Annotated in this window: 19 protein-coding genes, 2 tRNA genes and 1 riboswitch; of the genes, 12 read left to right on the forward strand and 9 right to left on the reverse strand. The window is 55.1% G+C overall.

Features of this window, described 5'->3' with window-relative positions:
- Positions 1 to 96: 96 nt before the first annotated feature.
- Positions 97 to 600, reverse strand: coding sequence for a DedA family protein (locus LZP96_RS02030; protein ID WP_064325619.1), 504 nt, complete (start codon positions 598 to 600; stop codon positions 97 to 99).
- Positions 601 to 759: 159 nt separating this feature from the next.
- Positions 760 to 929, forward strand: a riboswitch (M-box (ykoK) riboswitch).
- A 58-nt stretch (positions 930 to 987) separates the two neighbouring features.
- Here LZP96_RS02030 and LZP96_RS02035 point away from each other — a divergent pair.
- A complete protein-coding gene (locus tag LZP96_RS02035; RefSeq protein ID WP_064325618.1) occupies positions 988 to 2,001 on the forward strand; it encodes a magnesium transporter in 1,014 nt (337 codons plus the stop codon).
- Between the two features lie 49 nt (positions 2,002 to 2,050).
- Here LZP96_RS02035 and LZP96_RS02040 read toward each other — a convergent pair whose 3' ends face one another.
- Together LZP96_RS02040 and LZP96_RS02045 are read right to left on the reverse strand one after the other, a co-directional pair.
- Positions 2,051 to 3,442: an APC family permease gene (locus LZP96_RS02040; protein ID WP_064325617.1), complete on the reverse strand. Its 1,392-nt coding sequence runs from the start codon at positions 3,440 to 3,442 to the stop codon at positions 2,051 to 2,053.
- Between the two features lie 357 nt (positions 3,443 to 3,799).
- Complete coding sequence (locus tag LZP96_RS02045; RefSeq protein WP_064325615.1) at positions 3,800 to 5,218, reverse strand: glutamine synthetase family protein; 1,419 nt, start codon at positions 5,216 to 5,218, stop codon at positions 3,800 to 3,802.
- A 223-nt stretch (positions 5,219 to 5,441) separates the two neighbouring features.
- Here LZP96_RS02045 and puuD point away from each other — a divergent pair, with 223 nt between their 5' ends.
- The 5 genes from puuD (at position 5,442) to puuE (ending at position 11,011) form a co-directional block, all read left to right on the forward strand.
- The gene (gene puuD / locus LZP96_RS02050; RefSeq protein ID WP_198324758.1) at positions 5,442 to 6,194 is read left to right on the forward strand and encodes a gamma-glutamyl-gamma-aminobutyrate hydrolase; all 753 of its coding nucleotides are present in this window, start codon (positions 5,442 to 5,444) and stop codon (positions 6,192 to 6,194) included.
- Between the two features lie 25 nt (positions 6,195 to 6,219).
- Entirely contained in the window at positions 6,220 to 6,777 is a 558-nt protein-coding gene (gene puuR, locus LZP96_RS02055; protein WP_064325613.1) for an HTH-type transcriptional regulator PuuR, read from the forward strand.
- A gap of 157 nt (positions 6,778 to 6,934) precedes the next feature.
- Positions 6,935 to 8,422, forward strand: coding sequence for an aldehyde dehydrogenase PuuC (puuC, locus tag LZP96_RS02060; protein ID WP_064325612.1), 1,488 nt, complete (start codon positions 6,935 to 6,937; stop codon positions 8,420 to 8,422).
- 2 nt (positions 8,423 to 8,424) lie between these two features.
- A complete protein-coding gene (locus LZP96_RS02065) occupies positions 8,425 to 9,705 on the forward strand; it encodes an NAD(P)/FAD-dependent oxidoreductase (protein WP_064325611.1) in 1,281 nt (426 codons plus the stop codon).
- 40 nt (positions 9,706 to 9,745) lie between these two features.
- Complete coding sequence (puuE, locus tag LZP96_RS02070; RefSeq protein WP_258925673.1) at positions 9,746 to 11,011, forward strand: 4-aminobutyrate transaminase; 1,266 nt, start codon at positions 9,746 to 9,748, stop codon at positions 11,009 to 11,011.
- Between the two features lie 54 nt (positions 11,012 to 11,065).
- Here puuE and LZP96_RS02075 read toward each other — a convergent pair.
- From LZP96_RS02075 to LZP96_RS02085, 3 genes are all read right to left on the reverse strand, one after another.
- Positions 11,066 to 11,153: transfer RNA gene (locus LZP96_RS02075), tRNA-Ser, on the reverse strand.
- Between the two features lie 133 nt (positions 11,154 to 11,286).
- Positions 11,287 to 11,374, reverse strand: a tRNA-Ser gene (locus LZP96_RS02080).
- 145 nt (positions 11,375 to 11,519) lie between these two features.
- Positions 11,520 to 13,148: an ABC transporter substrate-binding protein gene (locus LZP96_RS02085; protein WP_064325609.1), complete on the reverse strand. Its 1,629-nt coding sequence runs from the start codon at positions 13,146 to 13,148 to the stop codon at positions 11,520 to 11,522.
- 269 nt (positions 13,149 to 13,417) lie between these two features.
- Here LZP96_RS02085 and yccA point away from each other — a divergent pair, with 269 nt between their 5' ends.
- Complete coding sequence (gene yccA / locus LZP96_RS02090; protein WP_064325608.1) at positions 13,418 to 14,077, forward strand: FtsH protease modulator YccA; 660 nt, start codon at positions 13,418 to 13,420, stop codon at positions 14,075 to 14,077.
- A gap of 88 nt (positions 14,078 to 14,165) precedes the next feature.
- Positions 14,166 to 14,495: a sulfurtransferase TusE gene (tusE, locus tag LZP96_RS02095; RefSeq protein ID WP_064328099.1), complete on the forward strand. Its 330-nt coding sequence runs from the start codon at positions 14,166 to 14,168 to the stop codon at positions 14,493 to 14,495.
- On the opposite strand, the gene yccX is transcribed toward tusE, so the two are convergent.
- Positions 14,492 to 14,773: an acylphosphatase gene (gene yccX / locus LZP96_RS02100; protein ID WP_064325607.1), complete on the reverse strand. Its 282-nt coding sequence runs from the start codon at positions 14,771 to 14,773 to the stop codon at positions 14,492 to 14,494. The two genes, tusE and yccX, sit on opposite strands and share 4 nt — an antisense overlap.
- Positions 14,774 to 14,867: 94 nt before the next feature.
- On the opposite strand from yccX, the gene rlmI reads away from it, so the two are divergent.
- Positions 14,868 to 16,058 carry a 23S rRNA (cytosine(1962)-C(5))-methyltransferase RlmI gene (gene rlmI / locus LZP96_RS02105; RefSeq protein ID WP_064325606.1) on the forward strand — a complete coding sequence of 397 codons (1,191 nt, stop codon included), beginning with the start codon at positions 14,868 to 14,870 and terminating at the stop codon, positions 16,056 to 16,058.
- Between the two features lie 60 nt (positions 16,059 to 16,118).
- Entirely contained in the window at positions 16,119 to 16,436 is a 318-nt protein-coding gene (gene hspQ, locus LZP96_RS02110; RefSeq protein WP_064325605.1) for a heat shock protein HspQ, read from the forward strand.
- 37 nt (positions 16,437 to 16,473) lie between these two features.
- Here the strand turns inward: hspQ and LZP96_RS02115 are convergent, their stop codons facing one another.
- Positions 16,474 to 16,887: a CoA-binding protein gene (locus tag LZP96_RS02115; RefSeq protein WP_064325604.1), complete on the reverse strand. Its 414-nt coding sequence runs from the start codon at positions 16,885 to 16,887 to the stop codon at positions 16,474 to 16,476.
- 172 nt (positions 16,888 to 17,059) lie between these two features.
- Between LZP96_RS02115 and csgI the strand changes: the two genes are divergently transcribed.
- Both csgI and mgsA read left to right on the forward strand, forming a co-directional pair.
- Positions 17,060 to 17,722 carry a curli synthesis inhibitor gene (gene csgI, locus LZP96_RS02120; RefSeq protein ID WP_064325603.1) on the forward strand — a complete coding sequence of 221 codons (663 nt, stop codon included), beginning with the start codon at positions 17,060 to 17,062 and terminating at the stop codon, positions 17,720 to 17,722.
- An 80-nt stretch (positions 17,723 to 17,802) separates the two neighbouring features.
- Complete coding sequence (mgsA, locus tag LZP96_RS02125; RefSeq protein ID WP_064325602.1) at positions 17,803 to 18,261, forward strand: methylglyoxal synthase; 459 nt, start codon at positions 17,803 to 17,805, stop codon at positions 18,259 to 18,261.
- 42 nt (positions 18,262 to 18,303) lie between these two features.
- Here mgsA and helD read toward each other — a convergent pair whose 3' ends face one another.
- Complete coding sequence (gene helD, locus LZP96_RS02130; protein ID WP_064325601.1) at positions 18,304 to 20,358, reverse strand: DNA helicase IV; 2,055 nt, start codon at positions 20,356 to 20,358, stop codon at positions 18,304 to 18,306.
- Positions 20,359 to 20,433: the final 75 nt, after the last annotated feature.

A 20,433-nucleotide genomic window follows, 5' to 3' on the forward strand; every position in this document is an offset into this window, starting at 1 on the left:
CCAGTGTGACAGATTGACGATCGATTTCCGGGAAGTATTTCTCAAACTGATAGATTGCACCAACAATGAGGGACGATTTCGGCAAAGAGGCGGTGTTTACCAGGCATGAAAGCCGGTGACTGCCCCGACAAAAATCCCTGCCCAAAGGCTGGCTGAAAGCAGGCTGATGAAGTAAACCTTTCCGGCATGAAGACGAAGAATGCCCGCCGCAAGCGGCACCAGATAGCGGAGTACGGCAAGAAAACGGGAGCTGAAAATCGCCATCACGCTGTTTTTGTGCAAGCTGTTCTGCACCCGAAGGAAGATCGCGGCGTGCCGTTCGGTCAGACGGGTAACATACCGCGTCTGCCCCATTAATTGACCAACATGATAATTGAGCACGGACCCTGTCGCGGCCCCCAGCATGACCGCGCTCCATGTCAGCAGAGGGTGAAGAACAGACACGCTGACGCTGATGCCCGCAAGCAGCATCACCGAGGCAGGCGGCAGCACCGACGAAACAACTATCGTGGATTTACACCATGCCACCGCAAACAGCAGCGCAAACAGGTGCACCGGGTAGAGCGAAAAATGATGTAATACGCTTTCCCACCCTGCCATATTCACCTCGCCTTTTTAAACAAACAGGCCTATTTAAAATGACCCTACCTCAATGGCGCATCAACCTTTCGCGAAAATAGAATTATCTAAACGTTTCATCAACACGCTATCTGTTTTAAAGCAATGATTAAAAACTTCAGTATTATTCCTCCCGCTAAACAACGATCTCGTTATGGCGAGGCTCCTGTACAAATACACGTTATCGCTCTGGTGGATTCGAGAGAATCTGCACAGGGTAAAACAGGCACTGTCGAATCAAGGCTTTGTCAGTATAACTTCCCTTACGGGATACGGTGTACAGTGCTGAACCCAGGACGTGGGGATCTCTTCGATATGCCCTGTCTTGCTCGCCCCTGAGAGATTATTTAATCTAAAGGGAGTTTTATCATGTCTCAAACTATTCATACCCCCGCGCATTACCATAATGCTGAATTCAACGATAATGCCATCGCGCAATATATGCGTGTGGATTTCATTACGCTGGATGCCTTATTCAGCGTTGCCCTGGCGCGTGAAAAATTCCTCGCGCAATTAAACGATGATGATATTCCCGCACATCTTTTTATTGAAGAAAATGGTCGCCTTGCCGGTATGGTCGCGGTCAGAAAATTATTACAGGAACCCGATACGGCAAAGCCGCTGAAGGCGCTGATGCTGTCCCACTTTTTGCAGGTTAAGCCTGACGATGAACGCGCCGACGTGGCCGCCCTGCTCGCGCACAGCGGAACGGATGTGGTGCCGGTGGTGGATAAGGGCAAACTGGTCGGTTGTCTGACAGAGCGTGAGATCGCCCATCTTCTTGAAGATGATGCCACGGAAGATGCGCAACGTCAGGGGGCCACGCTGCCGCTCGAAAAACCTTATCTGGAGACCAGCGCGTTCAGCCTGTGGAAAAAGCGTGCCGTCTGGCTATTGCTGCTGTTCGTCGCTGAGGCTTACACCAGCACGGTATTACAGCATTTTGAAGAGGCACTGGAATCGGCCATCGCGCTGGCGTTTTTTATCCCGCTGTTGATTGGCACGGGGGGTAACAGCGGAACTCAGATCACCTCAACGCTGGTGCGTGCGATGGCGCTGGGGGAAGTGGGGTTAAAAGATGTGGGTCGCGTGCTGCAAAAAGAGATGACCACCTCAATGATGATTGCCATCACGATGGGCCTTGCGGGCTGTTTCAGGGCCTGGATGATGGGTATTGGCGTTGAGATTACGGTGATTGTCAGCCTGACGCTGGTCTGTATTACGCTGTGGAGCGCTATTGTCTCCTCTGTCATTCCGATGGTGCTTAAGCGCTGCGGCATCGATCCCGCCGTTGTCTCGGCCCCGTTTATCGCCACGCTGATTGACGGCACCGGGTTGATCATTTACTTCAAAATTGCCCAGTACACTCTGGGGCTGGAATAAGTTCTGCGCGGTGCGAGCGTCAAAAATCAGCCGCTCGCACCGCCCGATGCTATGAATCCCAGGCCTGCTCTGCCTTGCCCGCCTGATATTGCGGCGGCGGCTTGCGGAAGCGTCGCGTCAGGTAGGTGAGATAGAGGACGCCCACGGCACCCCACACCAGCCCCAGCGTCAGGGACGTGGCCTCAAGATTGAGCCACAACACGCCGACCGTCACCGCACCGATAAGCGGCAGCAGCAGATAGTGAAAACGATCTTTCCACGTTTTGTTGTAGCCTTTGCGTCGCCAGAAATGGTTGAACACCGACAGATTGACGAAGGTGAAGGCCACCAGCGCGCCAAAGTTAATCAGGGCCGTCGCGGTCACCAGATCGAAGAACAGCGCCGACAGGGCAACCACCCCCACCATAATCACGTTCAGGGCAGGCGTTCGCCATTTCGGGTGGATATAGCCAAACACGCGTTCCGGGAAGACGTTGTCGCGCCCCATTACGTACAGCAATCGCGAAACGCTGGCGTGGGAGGCCAGCCCCGAGGCAAGCGTGTTGACGAAGGTGGTGCACAGGAAGATGGACTGGAACAGCTTACCGCCAACGTATAACGCAATCTCCGGTAGCGCGGCATCCGGATCTTTAAAGCGACTGATATCCGGGAAGAAGAGCTGCATAAAGAACGAGGCAATGATAAAGATCAGCCCGCCGTACAGCGCGGTGAGGAATATCGCTTTGGGGATCACCCGCCCTGCATCCGGCGTCTCTTCCGATAACGTGGTCACGGCGTCGAAACCGAGGAAGGAAAAACAGACGATGGTCGCGCCGGTGATAATAGGGATCAGATGCGCGTTCTGACTGATGAACGGCTGCAGCGACCAGACGGTGCCGACCCCTTCCCCTTTGTGCAGCCCATGAACCACCAGGACCACAAAGACCACCATAATCGCCACCTGCACCAGCACAAACAGGGTATTAAAGTTGGCAACCAGATTCACACTCTTGAGGTTGGCCAGGGTCAATATCGCCACGAAAGTCACCACCCAGATCCACGGCGGTACCTCAGGGAACATCGCAGAGAGATAGATCTTCGCCAGCAGCACGTTAATCATCGGCAGGAAGAGATAATCAAGCAGCGAAGACCAGCCAACCATAAACCCAACGTGTGGGCCTATCGATTTTTGCGCATAGGTATACGCTGAGCCGGCCTCCGGAAACTGACGCACCAGCTTGCCGTAGCTGATCGCGGTAAAGAGCACGCCCGCCAGCGCCAACAGATAGGAGGCAGGCACGTGCCCGTTGCTGATCCCGGAAACAATGCCAAAGGTATCAAAAACCGTCATGGGCGTCAGGTACGCCAGCCCCATCATCACCACCTGCCATAGCTTCAGTGATTTGCGCAGCCGGGGTTTTTCGGCAGGCGTGGCAGCGTTAACCGTCGTATTAGTCGCCATACGCCATCCCTCCCATGCTTACGGTGATCTGTCGGGGCAGTAGCCGCGGATCAAACCTGCTTAGCAAGGGAGGTGACAACAAAGAGGAAGGGTAAAGCGTGTTACGGCCCCGTTCTGGTACACATTCATGATCGAGGGCAACCTGCCCTCCCTCGCCCTGCGGATAGTTAAACATCTGCATCATTTCATTTCCTCGTCACACACGTGTCGTTAACTAGAGCCCCGTTGCCGCCTGCGCTCCTTAACGCGACACTCGGGAAATGGCTGGTCGTCCAGCGATTTATTCGGCCAGGCTCCGCGAGACCGTATGATGCTACTCATTAGATGAAACAAACCGGCCCCGAACGGGGCACGTTATCAGGCGTTTTTCAGCATCCACTCAATTTCGGTTTCTGTGATAAGACGCTCAAACTGCAGTAATTCGTCATGCTTACAGGCGTGATAAACGTGGCAAAAACGCTCGCCCAGATAGTCGCGCAGGCTATCGTTTTGCATAAATTCCCACAGCGCGTCGCTCTGGCGAATCGGGAACGGCAGGCCGTCCTGCTCAAGACCGTTCCCCTCTACCTCTTCCTGTAACGGTAAATCGTTATCCAGACCATGCAGGATACCGGCGAAAATAGCGGCCATGACCAGATAGGGGTTAGCATCTGCCCCCGCTACACGGTATTCCACGCGGTGGTTATGGCGATCGCCGCACGGAATACGCAGGGCCACCGTACGGTTGTTATGTCCCCAGGACGCCTGCGTGGGCACATACATCCCCGGCTGAAAACGGCGATAAGAGTTCACATTGGGAGCCAGCAGCGCCATAGAGGCAGGCATCAAATCGATCATCCCCGCAAGCGCCCGCTTGAGCAGCGCGGAATCCTCGCCCTCTTTATCTGCCAGCACGTTTTCGCCTTTATGGTTTTGCATGCTGATATGGATGTGCATCCCGCTGCCGGCGTACTCTTCGTACGGCTTCGCCATAAAAGTGGCGTGCATCTTATGTTTTTCTGCCATCAGACGCACGAGACGTTTTAACGCCAGCGCATCATCACAGGCATCCAGAACGTTTTCTGTGTGGTGTAGGTTGATCTCGAACTGGCCCGGCGAGGCTTCTGCCACCGCGCCGTCTGCCGGAATCAGCTGAAGCTGCGCCAGTTCATCAATATCATTCAGTACGTCAGCAAAGTGGTTAAGATTATCAACGGAATAGACCTGGCTTTGGGTATTACGTACGTCGGTTCCGGGTGCGCAAGGCGGCTGGAGATACCCTTCAGCATCGCGTTTACGGTCAAGTAAATAGAACTCCAGCTCTACCGCTACCACGGGGAACAGACCGCGCTGGCGCAACTGCTGCCAGAGTCGGTTGAGTACGTTCCGTGGCTCAACGTCAAAGGGAGCGCCATCTTCATCAACCATGGTCAACTGCACCTGACCAATGTATTCCGGGTCAGCGGCCGAGGGTGTTAAGGTGCCCGGAACCGGGATGCAGGTACAGTCCGGCTCGCCCATATCCTGCCCTAGCCCCGCCTCTTCAACGACGTTGCCAAGAATGTCCATGGCGAATACCGATGCCGGGAAATAACATCCTTTCTCAAGCTTGCTCAGCCCGGCCACCGGAATACGCTTGCCGCGGAAGCAGCCGTTCAGATCCGTCAGTAACACATCGATAAACTGGGTGTTGGGGTATTGCTCCAGATAGCGCTTCACTTCCTGCGTGAATGCGCTGCCCCGTCTCTCTTCTGACTGCTGCGCAAAGTTTTCAACTTCTACGATATTGGTTTCCATAATTACCACCGTTTTGGGTTTCCGGTCGTTGACCATGACTGTCAAATATAATGTCCACACTATCGAATCTGTATGCAAACAAATTGTTTGTCAAATGTTAAATTAAGTTTGCAAACGGCAGATCTCACTGCTAGATTGAAAAAATATTGAACGAAATGGCCGTTTAATAGGCGGAAACGGCCTAAATTTAGTCCACTTTGTGAGGGCGATCATGGAAAATATAATGTACAAGCCAGTCATTGGCGTCGTGATGTGCAGGAACAGGGTTAAGGGTCATGAAACCCAAACTCTGCAAGAAAAGTACCTGAATGCCATTATCCACGCAGGCGGCTTACCCATTGCCTTACCGCACGCGCTGGCCGAACCTGAATTGCTTGAGGTGCTACTGCCGAAACTCGACGGGATTTACCTGCCAGGTAGCCCCAGCAACGTACAGCCGCACCTGTATGGTGAAAACGGCGATGAGCCTGACGCCGATCCCGGGCGTGATCTTCTGAGCATGGCGCTGATTACCGCGGCACTCGAAAGGCGCATCCCCATTTTCGCCATCTGCCGCGGGCTGCAGGAACTGGTTGTCGCCACCGGAGGGACGCTGTATCGTCGCCTGTTCGAACAAAACGATCTGCTGGAACATCGCGAAGATCCTGAACTGCCGGTTGAAATGCAGTATGCGCCGTCGCATGAAGTGCAGGTTCAGGACGGGGGATTGCTGGCTGAATTAATACCTGGATGTAACAAATTTTGGGTAAACTCGTTACACGGCCAGGCCGCTAAAACAGTGGGGTCACGGTTGCGCGTAGAAGCCCGCTCGACGGATGGGCTGGTGGAAGCGGTCAGCGTACAGGACCACCCTTTCGCCCTCGGCGTTCAATGGCATCCGGAATGGAACAGCAGCGAGTATGCCCTGTCGCGTATGTTGTTCGATGGTTTTATCACCGCCTGTCAGGGCTATATTGCTGAAAAGCAGCGGCTTTGACCACTACCGTTAAGGAAATGCAACTATGAGCGATGACGGACTGGCGCCAGGGAAACGCTTGTCAGAGATCCGCCAGCAACTGGGTCTCTCTCAGCGACGTGCCGCCGAACTGTCTGGTTTGACACACAGTGCCATCAGCACCATAGAGCAGGATAAAGTCAGTCCTGCTATAAGCACGCTGCAAAAGCTGTTGAAAGTTTATGGGCTGTCGCTCTCGGAATTCTTTTCGGAACCGGAAAAACCTGATCAACCCCAGGTGGTTATTAATCAGGATGACCTTATCGAAATGGGCAGTCAGGGCGTTTCGATGAAGCTGGTTCACAACGGGGATCCGAACCGAACGCTGGCGATGATCTTTGAAACTTACCAGCCTGGAACCACCACCGGGGAGAGAATCAAACATCAGGGTGAGGAAATAGGCACGATACTGGAAGGTGAAATTATGCTGACGATTAACGGACAGATATATCACCTGGTTGCAGGGCAAAGTTATGCCATTAATACCGGCATTCCACACAGCTTCAGCAATACCTCGGCAGGCGTTTGCCGTATTATCAGTGCTCATACCCCCACCACGTTCTAATTTCTGTCCCGCTGGCGGAAGAGTCCTTCTGCCAGCGTAATTAAAAAAGCCTTTTTAACGGCATTTTACGGGTTAATCCCCGGGATGCTTCACGGCCTCGTATTGCCCGAAAACCGCCGTGTTTTTATTTATCTGATTGCGAAAGAAAGGAGTGAATATGAATTTTCAGCACCTGACTTACTGGCAGGATAAAGCCCGAGATATTGCCATTGAGACACGGCTATTTATTAATGGTGAATACAGTGACGCCGCAGACGGGTCGACTTTCGAAACGCTCGATCCCGGTGCGCAGCAGACGCTGGCAAACGTCGCCCGGGGCAAAAAAGCGGACGTTGATCGCGCCGTACAGGCCGCACGTCGAGTATTCGATGACGGCGACTGGTCGCAGGCATCGCCGGGGCAACGTAAAGCCGTTTTATCCCGCTTAGCCGACCTGATGGAGCGCCACGGCGAAGAGCTGGCGCTGCTGGAAACGCTGGATACCGGCAAACCGATACGCCATAGCCTGCGCGATGATATTCCCGGCGCCGCGCGCGCCCTTCGCTGGTATGCCGAAGCGGCGGACAAAGTGTATGGTGAAGTCGCCCCTACCGGCCATCACGAGCTGGCCATGATTGTACGCGAGCCGATTGGGGTAGTGGCCGCCATCGTCCCGTGGAACTTCCCTCTGCTGTTAGCCTGCTGGAAGCTGGGGCCGGCGCTGGTTGCCGGTAACAGCGTGGTGCTTAAGCCCTCGGAAAAATCGCCGTTGACCGCCCTCAAACTGGCCGCGCTGGCAAAAGAGGCCGGTCTGCCGGACGGCGTGCTGAACGTGGTCACCGGGTTCGGTCACGAAGCAGGTCAGGCGCTGGCGCGACATCCCGACGTGGAAGTGATGACCTTTACCGGCTCCACCCGCACCGGCAAGCAGCTGCTGAAGGATGCGGGTGACAGTAATATGAAGCGCGTCTGGCTGGAGGCCGGAGGAAAAAGCGCCAATATCGTCTTCGCCGACTGCCCGGATCTGGACAAGGCCGTGAGCGCCACGGCTGCCGGTATCTTCTATAACCAGGGACAGGTCTGTATCGCCGGCACTCGCCTGCTGCTCGAAGAGAGCATCGCCGACGCCTTTCTCAGCCGCCTGCAAGAGCAGGCCCGCGCCTGGCAGCCGGGCAATCCACTCGATCCCGAAACCACCATGGGCATGCTCATCGACAATAGCCATGCCGACGCGGTGCATACCTTCATTCGCGAGGGCAGCCAAAAAGCCACGCTTCTGATTGATGGACGCAAGAATCCCTGGCCCGCTGCGGTAGGCCCTACCATCTTCGTAGATGTTGATCCCGCCTCCCCCCTGTGCCGCGAGGAGATCTTCGGCCCGGTGCTGGTGGTTATCCGTTTCAAAACCGAAGAAGAGGCGCTGCGCCTGGCCAATGACAGCGACTACGGCCTGGGTGCTGCGGTCTGGACGCGCGACCTCTCCCGCGCCCATCGCATGAGCCGCCGCCTGAAGGCCGGTTCTGTCTTTGTGAACAACTACAACGACGGCGATATGACCGTGCCGTTCGGCGGCTACAAGCAGAGCGGCAATGGCCGCGATAAGTCCCTGCATGCCCTCGAAAAATTCACCGAACTGAAAACGATCTGGATCGCTCTGGAGTCTTAATCATGACCGAACATACCACCAGCTATTACGCCGCCAGCGCCAATACGTATGAACCTTTTCCGTCGCTAAACGAATCCATTACCTGCGACGTCTGCGTGGTGGGCGGCGGCTACACGGGCCTCTCCTCCGCCCTGCATCTTGCTGAAATGGGCTTTGACGTGGTGCTGCTTGAAGGCGCACGCATCGGCTATGGCGCCAGTGGCCGTAACGGCGGTCAACTGGTGAACTCCTACAGTCGCGATATCGACGTGATTGAGAAAACTTACGGACCCGACGCCGCCCGCATGCTCGGCAGTATGATGTTTGAAGGCGGGGAGATCATTCGCCAGCGCATTGAGCGCTACCGAATTGCCTGCGACTACCGCCCCGGCGGCCTGTTCGTGGCGCTCAACCACAAGCAGCTGGAGACGCTGGAGGAGCAAAAAGAGAACTGGGAGCGCTACGGCAATACGCAGCTGGAGCTGCTCGACGCCAGCGCGATCCGGCGTGAGGTGGACAGCGATCGCTATGCCGGCGCCCTGCTGGATCGCAGCGGCGGGCATATCCATCCGCTTAATTTAGCCATCGGCGAGGCCGACGCGATTCGCCTGAACGGGGGACGGGTGTACGAGCAGTCTCCGGTTACCGGCATCGCGCATACCAGCCCGGCCGTGGTCAGCACCGCGCATGGGCAGGTGACCGCACGGTACGTTATCGTCGCCGGAAACGCCTATCTGGGCGATAAGGTCGAGCCTGAACTCGCGAAGCGCAGCATGCCCTGTGGAACGCAGGTGGTGACCACCGCGCCCCTCCCGGCGGATCTTGCCCGCTCGCTCATCCCGAATAACTACTGCGTGGAAGACTGCAATTACCTGCTGGACTACTACCGTCTGACCGCCGACAACCGCCTGCTTTACGGCGGCGGCGTGGTGTATGGCGCACGCGATCCGGAGGATGTCGAGCGGCTGGTGATGCCCAAACTGCTCAAAACATTCCCGCAGCTGAAAGGGGTCAAAATTGATTATCGCTGGACCGGCAATTTCCTGCTGACGCTCTCCCGCATGCCGCAGTTTGGCCGCCTCGATAAAAATATCTATTACATGCAGGGCTACAGCGGACATGGGGTCACCTGTACCCACCTGGCAGGGAAATTAATTTCGGAACTGTTGCGCGGCGATGCTGAACGTTTTGATGCCTTCGCTAAACTGCCGCACTACCCCTTCCCGGGTGGGCGTAGCCTGCGCATTCCGTTCACGGCGATGGGCGCGGCCTATTACAGCCTGCGCGACCGTCTCGGCGTGTAGTTCTCTTTCATCGACTGGCTTTTTATAAAGGGTCTTTACTATGAGCAACAATGAATTTCATCAGCGTCGTTTGGCAGCCACCCCTCGCGGCGTGGGCGTGATGTGTAATTTCTTTGCCCAGTCCGCAGAGAACGCTACGTTAACCGATGTGGAAGGCAACGAGTATATCGATTTTGCCGCCGGGATTGCCGTCCTTAACACCGGCCATCGCCACCCTGAGCTGGTGGCCGCCGTGGAAAAACAGCTTCATCAGTTCACCCACACGGCCTATCAAATCGTGCCGTACGAGAGCTATGTCTCATTAGCCGAGAAGCTCAACGAGCTGGCGCCGATTCAGGGCCAGGCGAAAACGGCCTTCTTCACCACCGGCGCGGAAGCGGTTGAAAACGCAATTAAGATAGCCCGCGCCCATACCGGGCGCCCTGGGGTAATTGCGTTTGGCGGCGGTTTCCATGGCCGCACCTATATGACCATGGCACTCACCGGGAAAGTCGCGCCGTATAAACTGGGTTTTGGCCCCTTCCCTGGCTCTGTCTACCATGTGCCCTATCCGTCAGCCCTGCACAATGTGACGACGCAGGATGCCATCACGGCTATCGAACGTCTCTTCAAGGCGGATATCGAGGCTAAACAGGTTGCCGCCATCATTTTTGAGCCGGTTCAGGGCGAAGGCGGCTTTAACGTCGCGCCAGCAGAGCTGGTGGCCGCGGTTCGCCGCATCTGTGATGAGCACGGCATTGTGATGATTGCGGATGAAGTCCAGAGCGGATTCGCCCGCACCGGTAAGCTTTTTGCCATGGATCATTATGCCGATAAGCCCGATTTAATGACGATGGCGAAAAGCCTGGCAGGAGGAATGCCATTATCCGGCGTAGTGGGCAAGGCAGAGATTATGGATGCGCCTGCGCCCGGCGGTCTGGGAGGCACCTATGCCGGTAATCCGCTCTCCGTTGCCGCCGCGCACGCGGTGCTGAAGATTATCGATAAAGAATCACTGTGCGAACGCGCCCAGCAGCTCGGTGACCGGCTACAGGCCACGCTTGAGGAGATTAAAAGCACTACCCCGGCGCTTGCCGCCGTACGTGGCGTAGGATCGATGATCGCGGCAGAATTTTTTGACCCCGGCACGGGCCAGCCGTCTGCGGCCATTGCACAGGGTATTCAGCAAAAGGCCCTTGAGCAGGGCTTACTGCTGCTCACCTGCGGGCAGTATGGCAACGTGATCCGCTTCCTGTATCCGCTCACCATCCCGGAAGCGCAGTTCAATAAGGCGCTGAAGATCCTTCAGCAGGTGATTCGCGACTAAACTGGCCTGAAACGAAAAAACCCTGCGATATTGCTATCGCAGGGTTTTCGAATTTGGCGGAAGCGTAGAGATTCGAACTCTAGAACCCTTTCGGGTCGCCGGTTTTCAAGACCGGTGCCTTCAACCGCTCGGCCACGCTTCCAAAGTGAGGCGCACTATAAACATCTATTAGCGCCTTGTAAAGCAGGAATTTTTCTAAATTTACGCAGACGCGTAAAGAGACGAAATAAAAAGCAAAAAACCCTGCGATATTGCTATCGCAGGGTTTTTAAATTTGGCGGAAGCGTAGAGATTCGAACTCTAGAACCCTTTCGGGTCGCCGGTTTTCAAGACCGGTGCCTTCAACCGCTCGGCCACGCTTCCTAAGTGAGGCGAACTATAAACACCTCACCGCGTGCTGTAAAGACTCCGTGCATTCGTTCGCTTTAAAAATAGCCAAAACGCGTTTAATCGGTTGAAAAGACAACGCGTTGACCATTTTCTCAACACACCTTTTGCACGTTACGCCTTAGTGTTTTTTGATATACATATCTTTGGTGAAATAGTAGCCCAGCTTGTCTGGCGTAAATCCGCCCACCCAGGGTTTGACCAGGTGCGTACGAACGTAGTGATAAACCGGGATTGCAGGGACATCACGCGCCAGCATATCTTCTGCCTTTTGATAGAAGGCGCCGCGCTCGGCGGAGGTTTTCGCTTTGGCGGCATCAACCAGTGCCCGATCGTAGTCAGCGTTGCTGTACTGGCTGGTGTTTTCACTGTCGCCAGTACGGAAATTATTCAGGAAGGTCGCGGCATCATCGTAATCTGCGATCCAGGCATAGCGCACCGCATCGAAATTATGCGTGTGCATCGTGTCCAGCATGGTTTTCCACTCCTGGTTTTGCAGTTTTGCTTCCACGCCCAGGTTTTTCTTCCACATGGAGCTTGCGGCAATCGCAATGCGCTGATGGGATTCCGAGGTGTTGTAGAGCAGATTAAAACTCAGCGGATGGTTTTCATTGAAGCCGGCTTCATTCAACAGTTTTTTCGCCTCTGCGATACGCTTATCCATGGGCCAGCTGGCGTAGTCTGGCTTTTTCAGCGTGACGCCGCCGATATCAGGCTGACTGATAAGCCACGCCGGGCGCTGCCCCTGCCCCAATACTTTGTCAGCAATAATGTCTTTATCGAGCGCCAGGTTGAGTGCTTTGCGCACGCGCGGATCGTTAAACGGCGGTCGCGTGGTGTTGAATTCGTAATAGTAGGTCGCCAGCTGCGGAGAGACATTCAGCTCAGGACCCATCGTTTTCTTAAGCTGATTGAACTGGTTAATCGGGACCGTGTAAACGATATCGATCTCCCCGGCCTTGTAACGGTTCACGTCGGAGGCTTCAGAGGTAATCGGCAGATAGGTCACCTTATTGATAACCGTATGCGCGTTATCCCAGTAGCGTGGATTGCGTTCTGCAACGATGCGCTCGTTCACGACCCATTGCGTCAGTTTATACGCCCCGCTGCTGACAAAATGCGCTGGCTGCGTCCACTTGTCACCGTACCGGCCAATCAGCACCTTATCTACCGGCACCAGAGACGGGTGCGCCAGCATCGCCAGGAAAGCGGCGTTGGGCTGGGTCAGCGTCACTTCGAGCGTCGTGTCATTTATGGCCTTCACGCCCAGGGTATCGGTCCCTTTTTTGCCTTGCGCAATGTCAGCTGCATTCACAATGTGCATGTTGCCTGGGTAGCTGGAGTAAGGCGAGGCCGTTTTAGGATCGACAAGACGTTGCCAGCTCCACACCACATCCTGCGCCGTAATCGCGGTGCCGTCACTCCATGTCGCCCCAGGGCGTAAATGGAAGGTCCAGACGGTGTTGTCTTTGTTCTCCCATTTTTCTGCCAGCCGGGGCTGTATAGCCCCCTCAGGCGAGACGCTCACCAGCCCTTCGAACAAATCACTGATGATATTAAATTCGACGTCGCTTTCGACCTTATGCGGATCGAGCGAGGCGGGTTCACTGCCATTATTCCTGACCAGCTCCTGTTTTTCTGCCAGCGCGGTGCCTGCTGGCACACTGGCTGCCAGAGCCGGTACGCTTGCGCACAGGATCCCCGCAGTCAGTAAAGAACGTGTAAAATGCGTGCGTGATGATGTTTTCATTTCCTTCGCCTTTTTGTAGGTTTTTTGACGATGCGGAATAACTCTTAGCGCTCTAAGTGAAATAACGCAATATTTTTCAGTAACCTATAAGAGGTTGATCTGAATAAATCGTTGAAACCCACATTCGTACTGCGAGAAAGCATTTTTATGAAAGAAACTCCGGACGTGATTGCCTAAGGCCTTGAGTAAAGATGGGTAAAACCACTATGAGACTGACGCGGGGTTTCCTATTCTTGCCGTTAATTACATCTGTCATAAGAGAGTGACTCATGGATCGTATTGTTAGTTCTTCCCGCGACCGCACATCGCTACTCAGCACGCACAAAGTGCTGCGCAACACCTATTTTATGCTCAGCCTGACGCTGGCGTTTTCGGCTATTACCGCGACGGCCAGCACCGTATTGATGCTGCCCTCTCCTGGTCTGATCCTGACGCTGGTGGGGATGTATGGTCTGATGTTCCTGACCTACAAAACGGCAGATAAGCCGGTCGGTATTTTGTCCGCCTTCGCCTTTACAGGCTTCCTGGGCTACATTCTTGGGCCGATTCTGAATGCCTATCTGTCCGCCGGCATGGGTGACGTGATTGGTATGGCGCTGGGCGGCACCGCGCTGGTGTTCTTCTGCTGTTCAGCTTACGTGCTGACCACCCGTAAGGATATGTCATTCCTGGGCGGGATGCTGATGGCGGGTATCGTCATTGTGCTGGTGGGAATGGTGGCGAACATCTTCCTGCAGCTGCCTGCGCTGCACCTGGCGATCAGTGCGGTGTTTATCCTGATTTCTTCGGGCGCTATCCTGTATGAAACCAGCAACATCATTCACGGCGGTGAGACTAATTACATCCGCGCCACCGTGAGCCTGTACGTCTCGCTGTACAATATCTTTGTCAGCCTGTTGAGCATCCTGGGCTTCGCCAGCCGCGATTAACCCATCAAGCTGTCAATCAAGCCCCGCTTATGCGGGGCTTTGTTTTTTGGTAGACTGCCCGGGTTTGTTGACTGACGTGTGAATGACTATGTTGAGCTTTAACGGTAAAGAGATCGAAACCGATAACGACGGTTATCTCAAAGAGAGCAGCCAGTGGAGCGAAGCCCTGGCAGAAGTAATTGCAGAAAAAGAGTCCATTACCCTTTCGCCGGAACACTGGGAAGTGGTGCGTTTTGTGCGGGATTTCTATCTGGAATTTAATACCTCACCCGCGATCAGAATGCTGGTCAAGGCGATGGCCAATAAGTTTGGCGAAGAGAAAGGCAACAGTCGCTACCTGTATCGCCTGTTCCCGAAAGGCCCCGCGAAGCAGGCGACTAAAATTGCCGGTCTGCCTAAACCCGTAAAGTGTATTTAATAGCGAATACCAAAATTCATGTATTCACGTCCGGGTTGATGAGGCTCCGTCAACACCTTTTCAACCCGGGCGCTACGGGGGCCACCCGCTTTTAACCAGGCAATCAGCTTTTCAACCTGCTCCGCCTCTCCGCAGGCGAGCACCTCCACGCTGCCGTCATCCCTGTTACGCGCATACCCCGTCAGCCCCAGTTCGGTTGCCTGGTGCTGGGTGCTATAGCGAAACCCGACACCCTGTACGGTGCCATGAACCCATGCAAGGGTGCAGACTTTTGACATCTTCCTTCTCCTTATCCATACCAGGCGCGTTGCAATTCCCCACTGAACTCGGGAAAATGGCGGCCAATTCATTGAATAGACAGAATAGCAAATTATGAGTGTACGTTTAGTGTTAGCCAAAGGGCGCGAGAAGTCATTACTGCGCCGTCACCCCTGGGTCTTTTCAGGCGCTGTCGCCCGCATGGAGGGCAAAGCAAGCCTCGGTGAAACCATTGATATTGTTGACCATCAGGGGAAATGGTTAGCGCGCGGCGCCTACTCACCCGCCTCGCAGATTCGTGCACGCGTCTGGAGTTTTGATAAAGACGAAACCATTGATATCGCCTTCTTCACCCGCCGTTTACAGCAGGCACAGCAGTGGCGTGACTGGCTGGCAAAACGTGACGGGCTGGACAGCTACCGTTTAATCGCCGGAGAATCCGACGGCTTACCGGGCGTGACGATTGACCGCTTCGGCAACTTTCTGGTCCTTCAGCTGTTAAGCGCTGGCGCAGAATATCAACGTGCGGCGTTAATTAGCGCCCTGCAAACGTGCTATCCGGAATGTGCTATCTACGACCGCAGTGACGTGGCCGTGCGTAAAAAAGAGGGGCTGGAATTGACGCAAGGCACCGTGACCGGTGAATTGCCGCCTGCCCTGCTGCCGATTGAAGAGCATGGAATGAAACTGCTGGTGGATATCCAGGGGGGTCACAAAACCGGTTACTACCTTGACCAGCGCGACAGTCGCCTCGCGACCCGCCAGTATGTAAATAACAAACGCGTGCTGAACTGTTTCTCCTACACCGGCGGTTTTGCCGTCTCTGCCCTGATGGGCGGATGTGCTCAGGTGGTGAGTGTTGATACCTCGCAGGAAGCGCTGGATGTGGCAAAGCAGAACGTCGAACTTAACAAGCTGGATCTGAGCAAGGCCGAATTCGTTCGCGACGACGTGTTTAAACTGCTGCGTAAATACCGCGACCAGGGTGAGAAATTCGACGTTATCGTGATGGACCCGCCGAAGTTTGTGGAGAACAAAAGCCAGCTGATGGGCGCCTGTCGCGGCTATAAAGATATTAATATGCTGGCGATCCAGTTGCTGAATCCCGGCGGCGTGCTGTTGACCTTCTCCTGTTCCGGCCTGATGACCACAGAATTATTCCAGAAAATTGTCGCCGATGCCGCCGTCGATGCGGGTCGTGATGTACAATTTATAGAGCAGTTCCGTCAGGCGGCCGATCATCCGGTGATCGCAACCTACCCGGAAGGCCTTTATCTGAAAGGGTTTGCCTGTCGCATCATGTAACTTGAAAAGTGGAATGTTGCCCATACATCTTGTGTAAGTAACGTTTCCCGGGAGGTGACTATGATTGCCAGCAAATTCGGTATCGGCCAGCAGGTCCGCCACATCCTGTTGGGCTATTTGGGCGTGGTCGTGGATATCGACCCGGAATACTCCCTTGAAGAGCCCTCCGCGGATGAGTTGGCGGTCAATGCCGAACTGCGCGCCGCGCCGTGGTACCACGTCGTGATGGAAGATGACGAGGGCCAGCCCGTTCACTCCTATCTGGCAGAAGCCCAGCTTAGCAGTGAGCCGAAGCGAGATCATCCGGAGCAGCCCTCCATGGATGAACTCGCCCGGACTATCCGCCAACAGCTCCAGGCGCCGCGCCTGCGCAACTAACTCCCTGAAATTGCCCGGTCGATGACCGGGCTTTTTTTTATTTCGCCAGCCCCAGGCGGGGAATGTCAATCGCCGGGCAGCGATCCATCACCACCTTCAGCCCGGCTTCCCGCGCCAGCACCGCGGCCTGTTCATTTATCACGCCTAGCTGCATCCATAAGGTTTTTGCCCCAATGGCGATGGCTTCTTGCGCCACGCCCCACGCCGCTTCGGACTGGCGGAACACATCGACCATATCAACCTTTTCTGGCACCTCGGCAAGCGTGGCGTATCCCTGTTGACCCAGCAGCGTTTTACCTGCCACCTTTGGCGATACGGGGATCACGTGATAACCCTGATCAAGAAGATACTTCATAACCCGATAGCTTGGGCGGTCAGGCTTGTCGCTGGCACCCACCAGCGCAATCGTCCGGGTTGAGGTCAGAATGTCGACCAGCTCGTTATCTTTCATTATGTTTCTCCTGGCTTTTTTTTAAGTGTATGCCATAGGGGGGATCTCCACCACGCATCCCATACGTCCGCATGAGGGCAAACGGATAAAATATGTCTATATGTTAGTAAACATGATTGTCGAAAAATTTTGATACATTATTGCACGATCCCTTTCCTGACAGGAGCGCCCTATGAAGACCGGCATTGTCTCTGCTTTCGTCATGTTAGTGATGCCGATCTGCGTATATGCCACGACGCTACGTTTATCTACCGACATCGATTTATTGGTCCTGGACGGAAAAAAAGTCTCCAGCTCATTGCTGCGGGGGGCGGACAGTATTGAACTGGATAACGGTCCGCATCAGATTGTCTTTCGCGTCGAGAAAACTATCCGCCTTTCCGGCCACGAGCAGCGTCTGTACATCTCCCCGCCGCTGGTTATGAGCTTTAACACAGAAAAAATCAGCCAGGTCAATTTTAACCTTCCCGGTCTGAACAGCCTGAAGGACACCGAAGCCTTTGAAGCGGCCCCCAGAATGGCGTTGCTCGACGGGGATGCCATGCCCATTCCCGTGAAGCTCGATATCCTGGCCCTTACCCGCACGCCTAAAGGCATCGATTATGAGGCGGAGACTGAACGGTACAACAAAGCGGGTAAGAGCGCGTCGCTGCCCCAGTTTGCGACCATGATGGCCGACGACAGTACCCTGTTATCAGGCGTATCCGAACTGGATGTCATCCCCCCTCAGTCCCAGACGCTGACAGAGCAGCGGTTGAAATTCTGGTTCCAGCAGGCCGATCCCGACACGCGTGCCCGGTTTTTGCAATGGACCAGGCAACAACCTTCGTCCTGAGCCGCATTTTTTTGCCCTTGCTCTTGCAGCCTGCGTCGCTTCCCGTCATCGTGTAAGAAGTTAATCTGACGGAAGATATTATGGAACTGACAACACGCACGCTCCCGGAGCGTAAGCACATTGCGCTGGTGGCGCACGATCACTGTAAACAGATGCTGTTGAACTGGGTGCGCCGCCACCAGCCTTTGCTGGCGCAACATGCGCTTTCCGCAACCGGCACCACCGGGAATCTGATTCACCGGGAAACCGGGCTGGAAGTCAACGCAATGCTCAGCGGCCCGCTGGGGGGCGATCAGCAGGTGGGAGCACAAATCTCGGAAGGTAAAATTGATGTGATGATCTTCTTCTGGGATCCGCTTAATGCCGTACCGCACGATCCGGATGTCAAAGCCCTGTTGCGTCTGGCCACTGTCTGGAATATCCCCGTCGCCACGAACCTGTCGACAGCCGACTTTATTATCGAGTCGCCGCAGTTCAATAAGCCGATTGATATTCTGATCCCGGACTACCCACGCTATCTGGCCGATCGGTTGAAGTGATCCTCTGCCGGGCAGACCTGCGCCTGCCCGGCCTTTTCGTCGCTACGGTTTTTTCGCCACCGGCACATCAAGATGTTTTAAGACCTCGACAAACGGCGATGGCCGCTCTTTATCATACAGCAGCCAGACACGATGACGGGCGCGGGTAATGGCAACATAGAGCAGCCGACGTTCTTCCGCATCCGGAAAATCTTCCGGGGCCGGCAGCAACGCCTGCTCCATAACGGATTCACGCGCCGGGGCCGGGAAACCGTCACTTCCTTCCTGCAAGCCAACCACAATCACGTAATCGGCCTGCTGGCCCTTACTGGCGTGCACGGTCATGAAATCGAGCTGAAGTTTAGGCCAGCGCGTCGCGGCTTTCTCCAGAATGGCAGGTTTTAAATAGTGATAGCGCGCCAGGATCAGAATGCGCTCATCCCCTTTCACAAAACCACTCAGTTTATCCAGCAGCGGTTCAAGCTGGTCATCCGCTAACAGCGTCACCGCTTTTTTATCCCCCGTCGACAGGCTGTTCAACGGTTTTTCCAGCTGATGCGGGTTTTGCTGGATGAAGCGGTTCGCTACTTCTCCAATGCGGGCGTTAAACCGATAGGTCGTATCCAGATCGCTGCGATCGCCTTCGCCAAAATAGTCGTGGAAGGCGGTGGTTAACGACAGCTGGGCGCCGCTGAAACGGTAGATCGCCTGCCAGTCATCCCCCACGGCAAAGAGCGCAGTATGTTTATTCTGTTTACGTAACGCAGCCAGTAACGCCGCGCGCTGCGGGGAGATATCCTGAAACTCATCGACCAGAATATGCTTCCAGGGGCTTACGAAACGACCCTTCTCCAGCAGAATTATGGCCTGATGAATCAGCCCGGAGAAATCTACCGCGTTCTCTTCTTTCAGCGCGGTTTTCCAGGCCTTCAGCAATGGCGCCATGAGTTTTACGCGTTTCGAGAAGAGCATGCGTACCTCTTCTGGCGCGCCTTCAATCATCTCCGCCTGCGTTCCCCCATGCATGCGCATCAGGCTCACCCAACGATCCAGTCGGGAGCCCAGACGGCGCGCGAGTGATTTATCCTGCCAGAAGCTGCCTTCCGGCACCGTCCACGCCAGCTCTTCTTCAAGCCACTGCCGCCACCCTTTCGCCTGCGCTTTTTTCTCGCTGCACTGCTGTTGCCACGCTTCAATAAACAGCGACAGTCGCGCCTGGGTATCGTTTTCCAGCCTGCTTATCACCGGCACCTTTTTGCTGCCCTGCTGAATGATATGCAAAGCAAGCGCGTGAAAGGTACGGGCAGAGATGTCCTGAGTGTGAAGACGAGCCTTTATTCGCTCATCCATCTCCTGCGCCGCCTTGCGTCCAAAGGCCAGCAGCAGGATCTGATCGGCCGAAGCTTCCCCTCGGGTCAGCAGCCAGCCCGCCCGCGCCACCAGCACTGACGTTTTGCCGCTTCCCGCTCCGGCAAGCACCAGCAAAGAGTGCTCGCCGTTTACCACCGCACGCGCCTGAGCCGGATTAAGCGGAGAAGACTCTATGGTATTGAAAAACGCGGCGTACTGCGTGAGCATCTCATCCGTCCAGGCCTGATTATGCGCAAGACGGCTTTGGTCTGCATCGTTTAACCAGGCCTGACACTGCCGCCAGGCCTCACGGCAGTTGTCGAACTCCTCCAGGCGAGACACGGGCAGCGGCAGGGCGCTTAAAGCCTGATGAATACGTTGCTGCATCCCGGCCGTTTGCGCACGGGTCAGCCACCTTTTTTGTTCCTGACTTTGCGCGATATCAGCCAGAACCTGTTCAAGCACCCCGGCGGCGACCGCGCTCATCTCTTCACCCCATCGCTGCCAGAGCTGGGTCAGATGATGATGGAATCGCTGGGTTTCCGCCCACTCGGTGCCGTGAAGACGCACCACTTTGCCGGCCGGAAGGACAAATTCCATCTCGCCCCAGACCAGGCCACGTTTGCAGTGGATCGCCAGAAGCTGGTTAAACGGGATGAGATATTCATGACGCTCACCCGACACTTTCACCCCGGCGTTGAGCAGCACCACCTTATCGTACGGATGTTGGGCCAGGCGTTTGCCTAAAGAAGTTGCTTTGAGTTCCATGTCCAGCCTGATTCAGGGGAGAGAATTTGTTGGATAGTGTAACCGCCAGTTTTCAGGTGCTCCAGCGCAAAAAAA

It is taken from the genome of Huaxiibacter chinensis (assembly GCF_022171985.1).
Classification (GTDB): Bacteria; Pseudomonadota; Gammaproteobacteria; order Enterobacterales; family Enterobacteriaceae; genus Enterobacter; species Enterobacter chinensis_A.

What these genes read in the sequence shown, in the direction of transcription:
- puuE (WP_258925673.1), top strand. Translation starts at nt 9,746, where the DNA reads ATGAGCAACAATGAATTTCATCAGCGTCGTTTGGCAGCCACCCCTCGC.
- puuR (WP_064325613.1), top strand. Translation starts at nt 6,220, where the DNA reads ATGAGCGATGACGGACTGGCGCCAGGGAAACGCTTGTCAGAGATCCGC.
- LZP96_RS02065 (WP_064325611.1), top strand. Translation starts at nt 8,425, where the DNA reads ATGACCGAACATACCACCAGCTATTACGCCGCCAGCGCCAATACGTAT.
- LZP96_RS02085 (WP_064325609.1), bottom strand. Translation starts at nt 13,148, where the DNA reads ATGAAAACATCATCACGCACGCATTTTACACGTTCTTTACTGACTGCG.
- LZP96_RS02040 (WP_064325617.1), bottom strand. Translation starts at nt 3,442, where the DNA reads ATGGCGACTAATACGACGGTTAACGCTGCCACGCCTGCCGAAAAACCC.
- puuC (WP_064325612.1), top strand. Translation starts at nt 6,935, where the DNA reads ATGAATTTTCAGCACCTGACTTACTGGCAGGATAAAGCCCGAGATATT.
- hspQ (WP_064325605.1), top strand. Translation starts at nt 16,119, where the DNA reads ATGATTGCCAGCAAATTCGGTATCGGCCAGCAGGTCCGCCACATCCTG.
- yccA (WP_064325608.1), top strand. Translation starts at nt 13,418, where the DNA reads ATGGATCGTATTGTTAGTTCTTCCCGCGACCGCACATCGCTACTCAGC.
- puuD (WP_198324758.1), top strand. Translation starts at nt 5,442, where the DNA reads ATGTACAAGCCAGTCATTGGCGTCGTGATGTGCAGGAACAGGGTTAAG.
- LZP96_RS02115 (WP_064325604.1), bottom strand. Translation starts at nt 16,887, where the DNA reads ATGAAAGATAACGAGCTGGTCGACATTCTGACCTCAACCCGGACGATT.
- rlmI (WP_064325606.1), top strand. Translation starts at nt 14,868, where the DNA reads ATGAGTGTACGTTTAGTGTTAGCCAAAGGGCGCGAGAAGTCATTACTG.
- mgsA (WP_064325602.1), top strand. Translation starts at nt 17,803, where the DNA reads ATGGAACTGACAACACGCACGCTCCCGGAGCGTAAGCACATTGCGCTG.
- LZP96_RS02035 (WP_064325618.1), top strand. Translation starts at nt 988, where the DNA reads ATGTCTCAAACTATTCATACCCCCGCGCATTACCATAATGCTGAATTC.
- helD (WP_064325601.1), bottom strand. Translation starts at nt 20,358, where the DNA reads ATGGAACTCAAAGCAACTTCTTTAGGCAAACGCCTGGCCCAACATCCG.
- tusE (WP_064328099.1), top strand. Translation starts at nt 14,166, where the DNA reads ATGTTGAGCTTTAACGGTAAAGAGATCGAAACCGATAACGACGGTTAT.
- LZP96_RS02045 (WP_064325615.1), bottom strand. Translation starts at nt 5,218, where the DNA reads ATGGAAACCAATATCGTAGAAGTTGAAAACTTTGCGCAGCAGTCAGAA.
- yccX (WP_064325607.1), bottom strand. Translation starts at nt 14,773, where the DNA reads ATGTCAAAAGTCTGCACCCTTGCATGGGTTCATGGCACCGTACAGGGT.
- csgI (WP_064325603.1), top strand. Translation starts at nt 17,060, where the DNA reads ATGAAGACCGGCATTGTCTCTGCTTTCGTCATGTTAGTGATGCCGATC.
- LZP96_RS02030 (WP_064325619.1), bottom strand. Translation starts at nt 600, where the DNA reads ATGGCAGGGTGGGAAAGCGTATTACATCATTTTTCGCTCTACCCGGTG.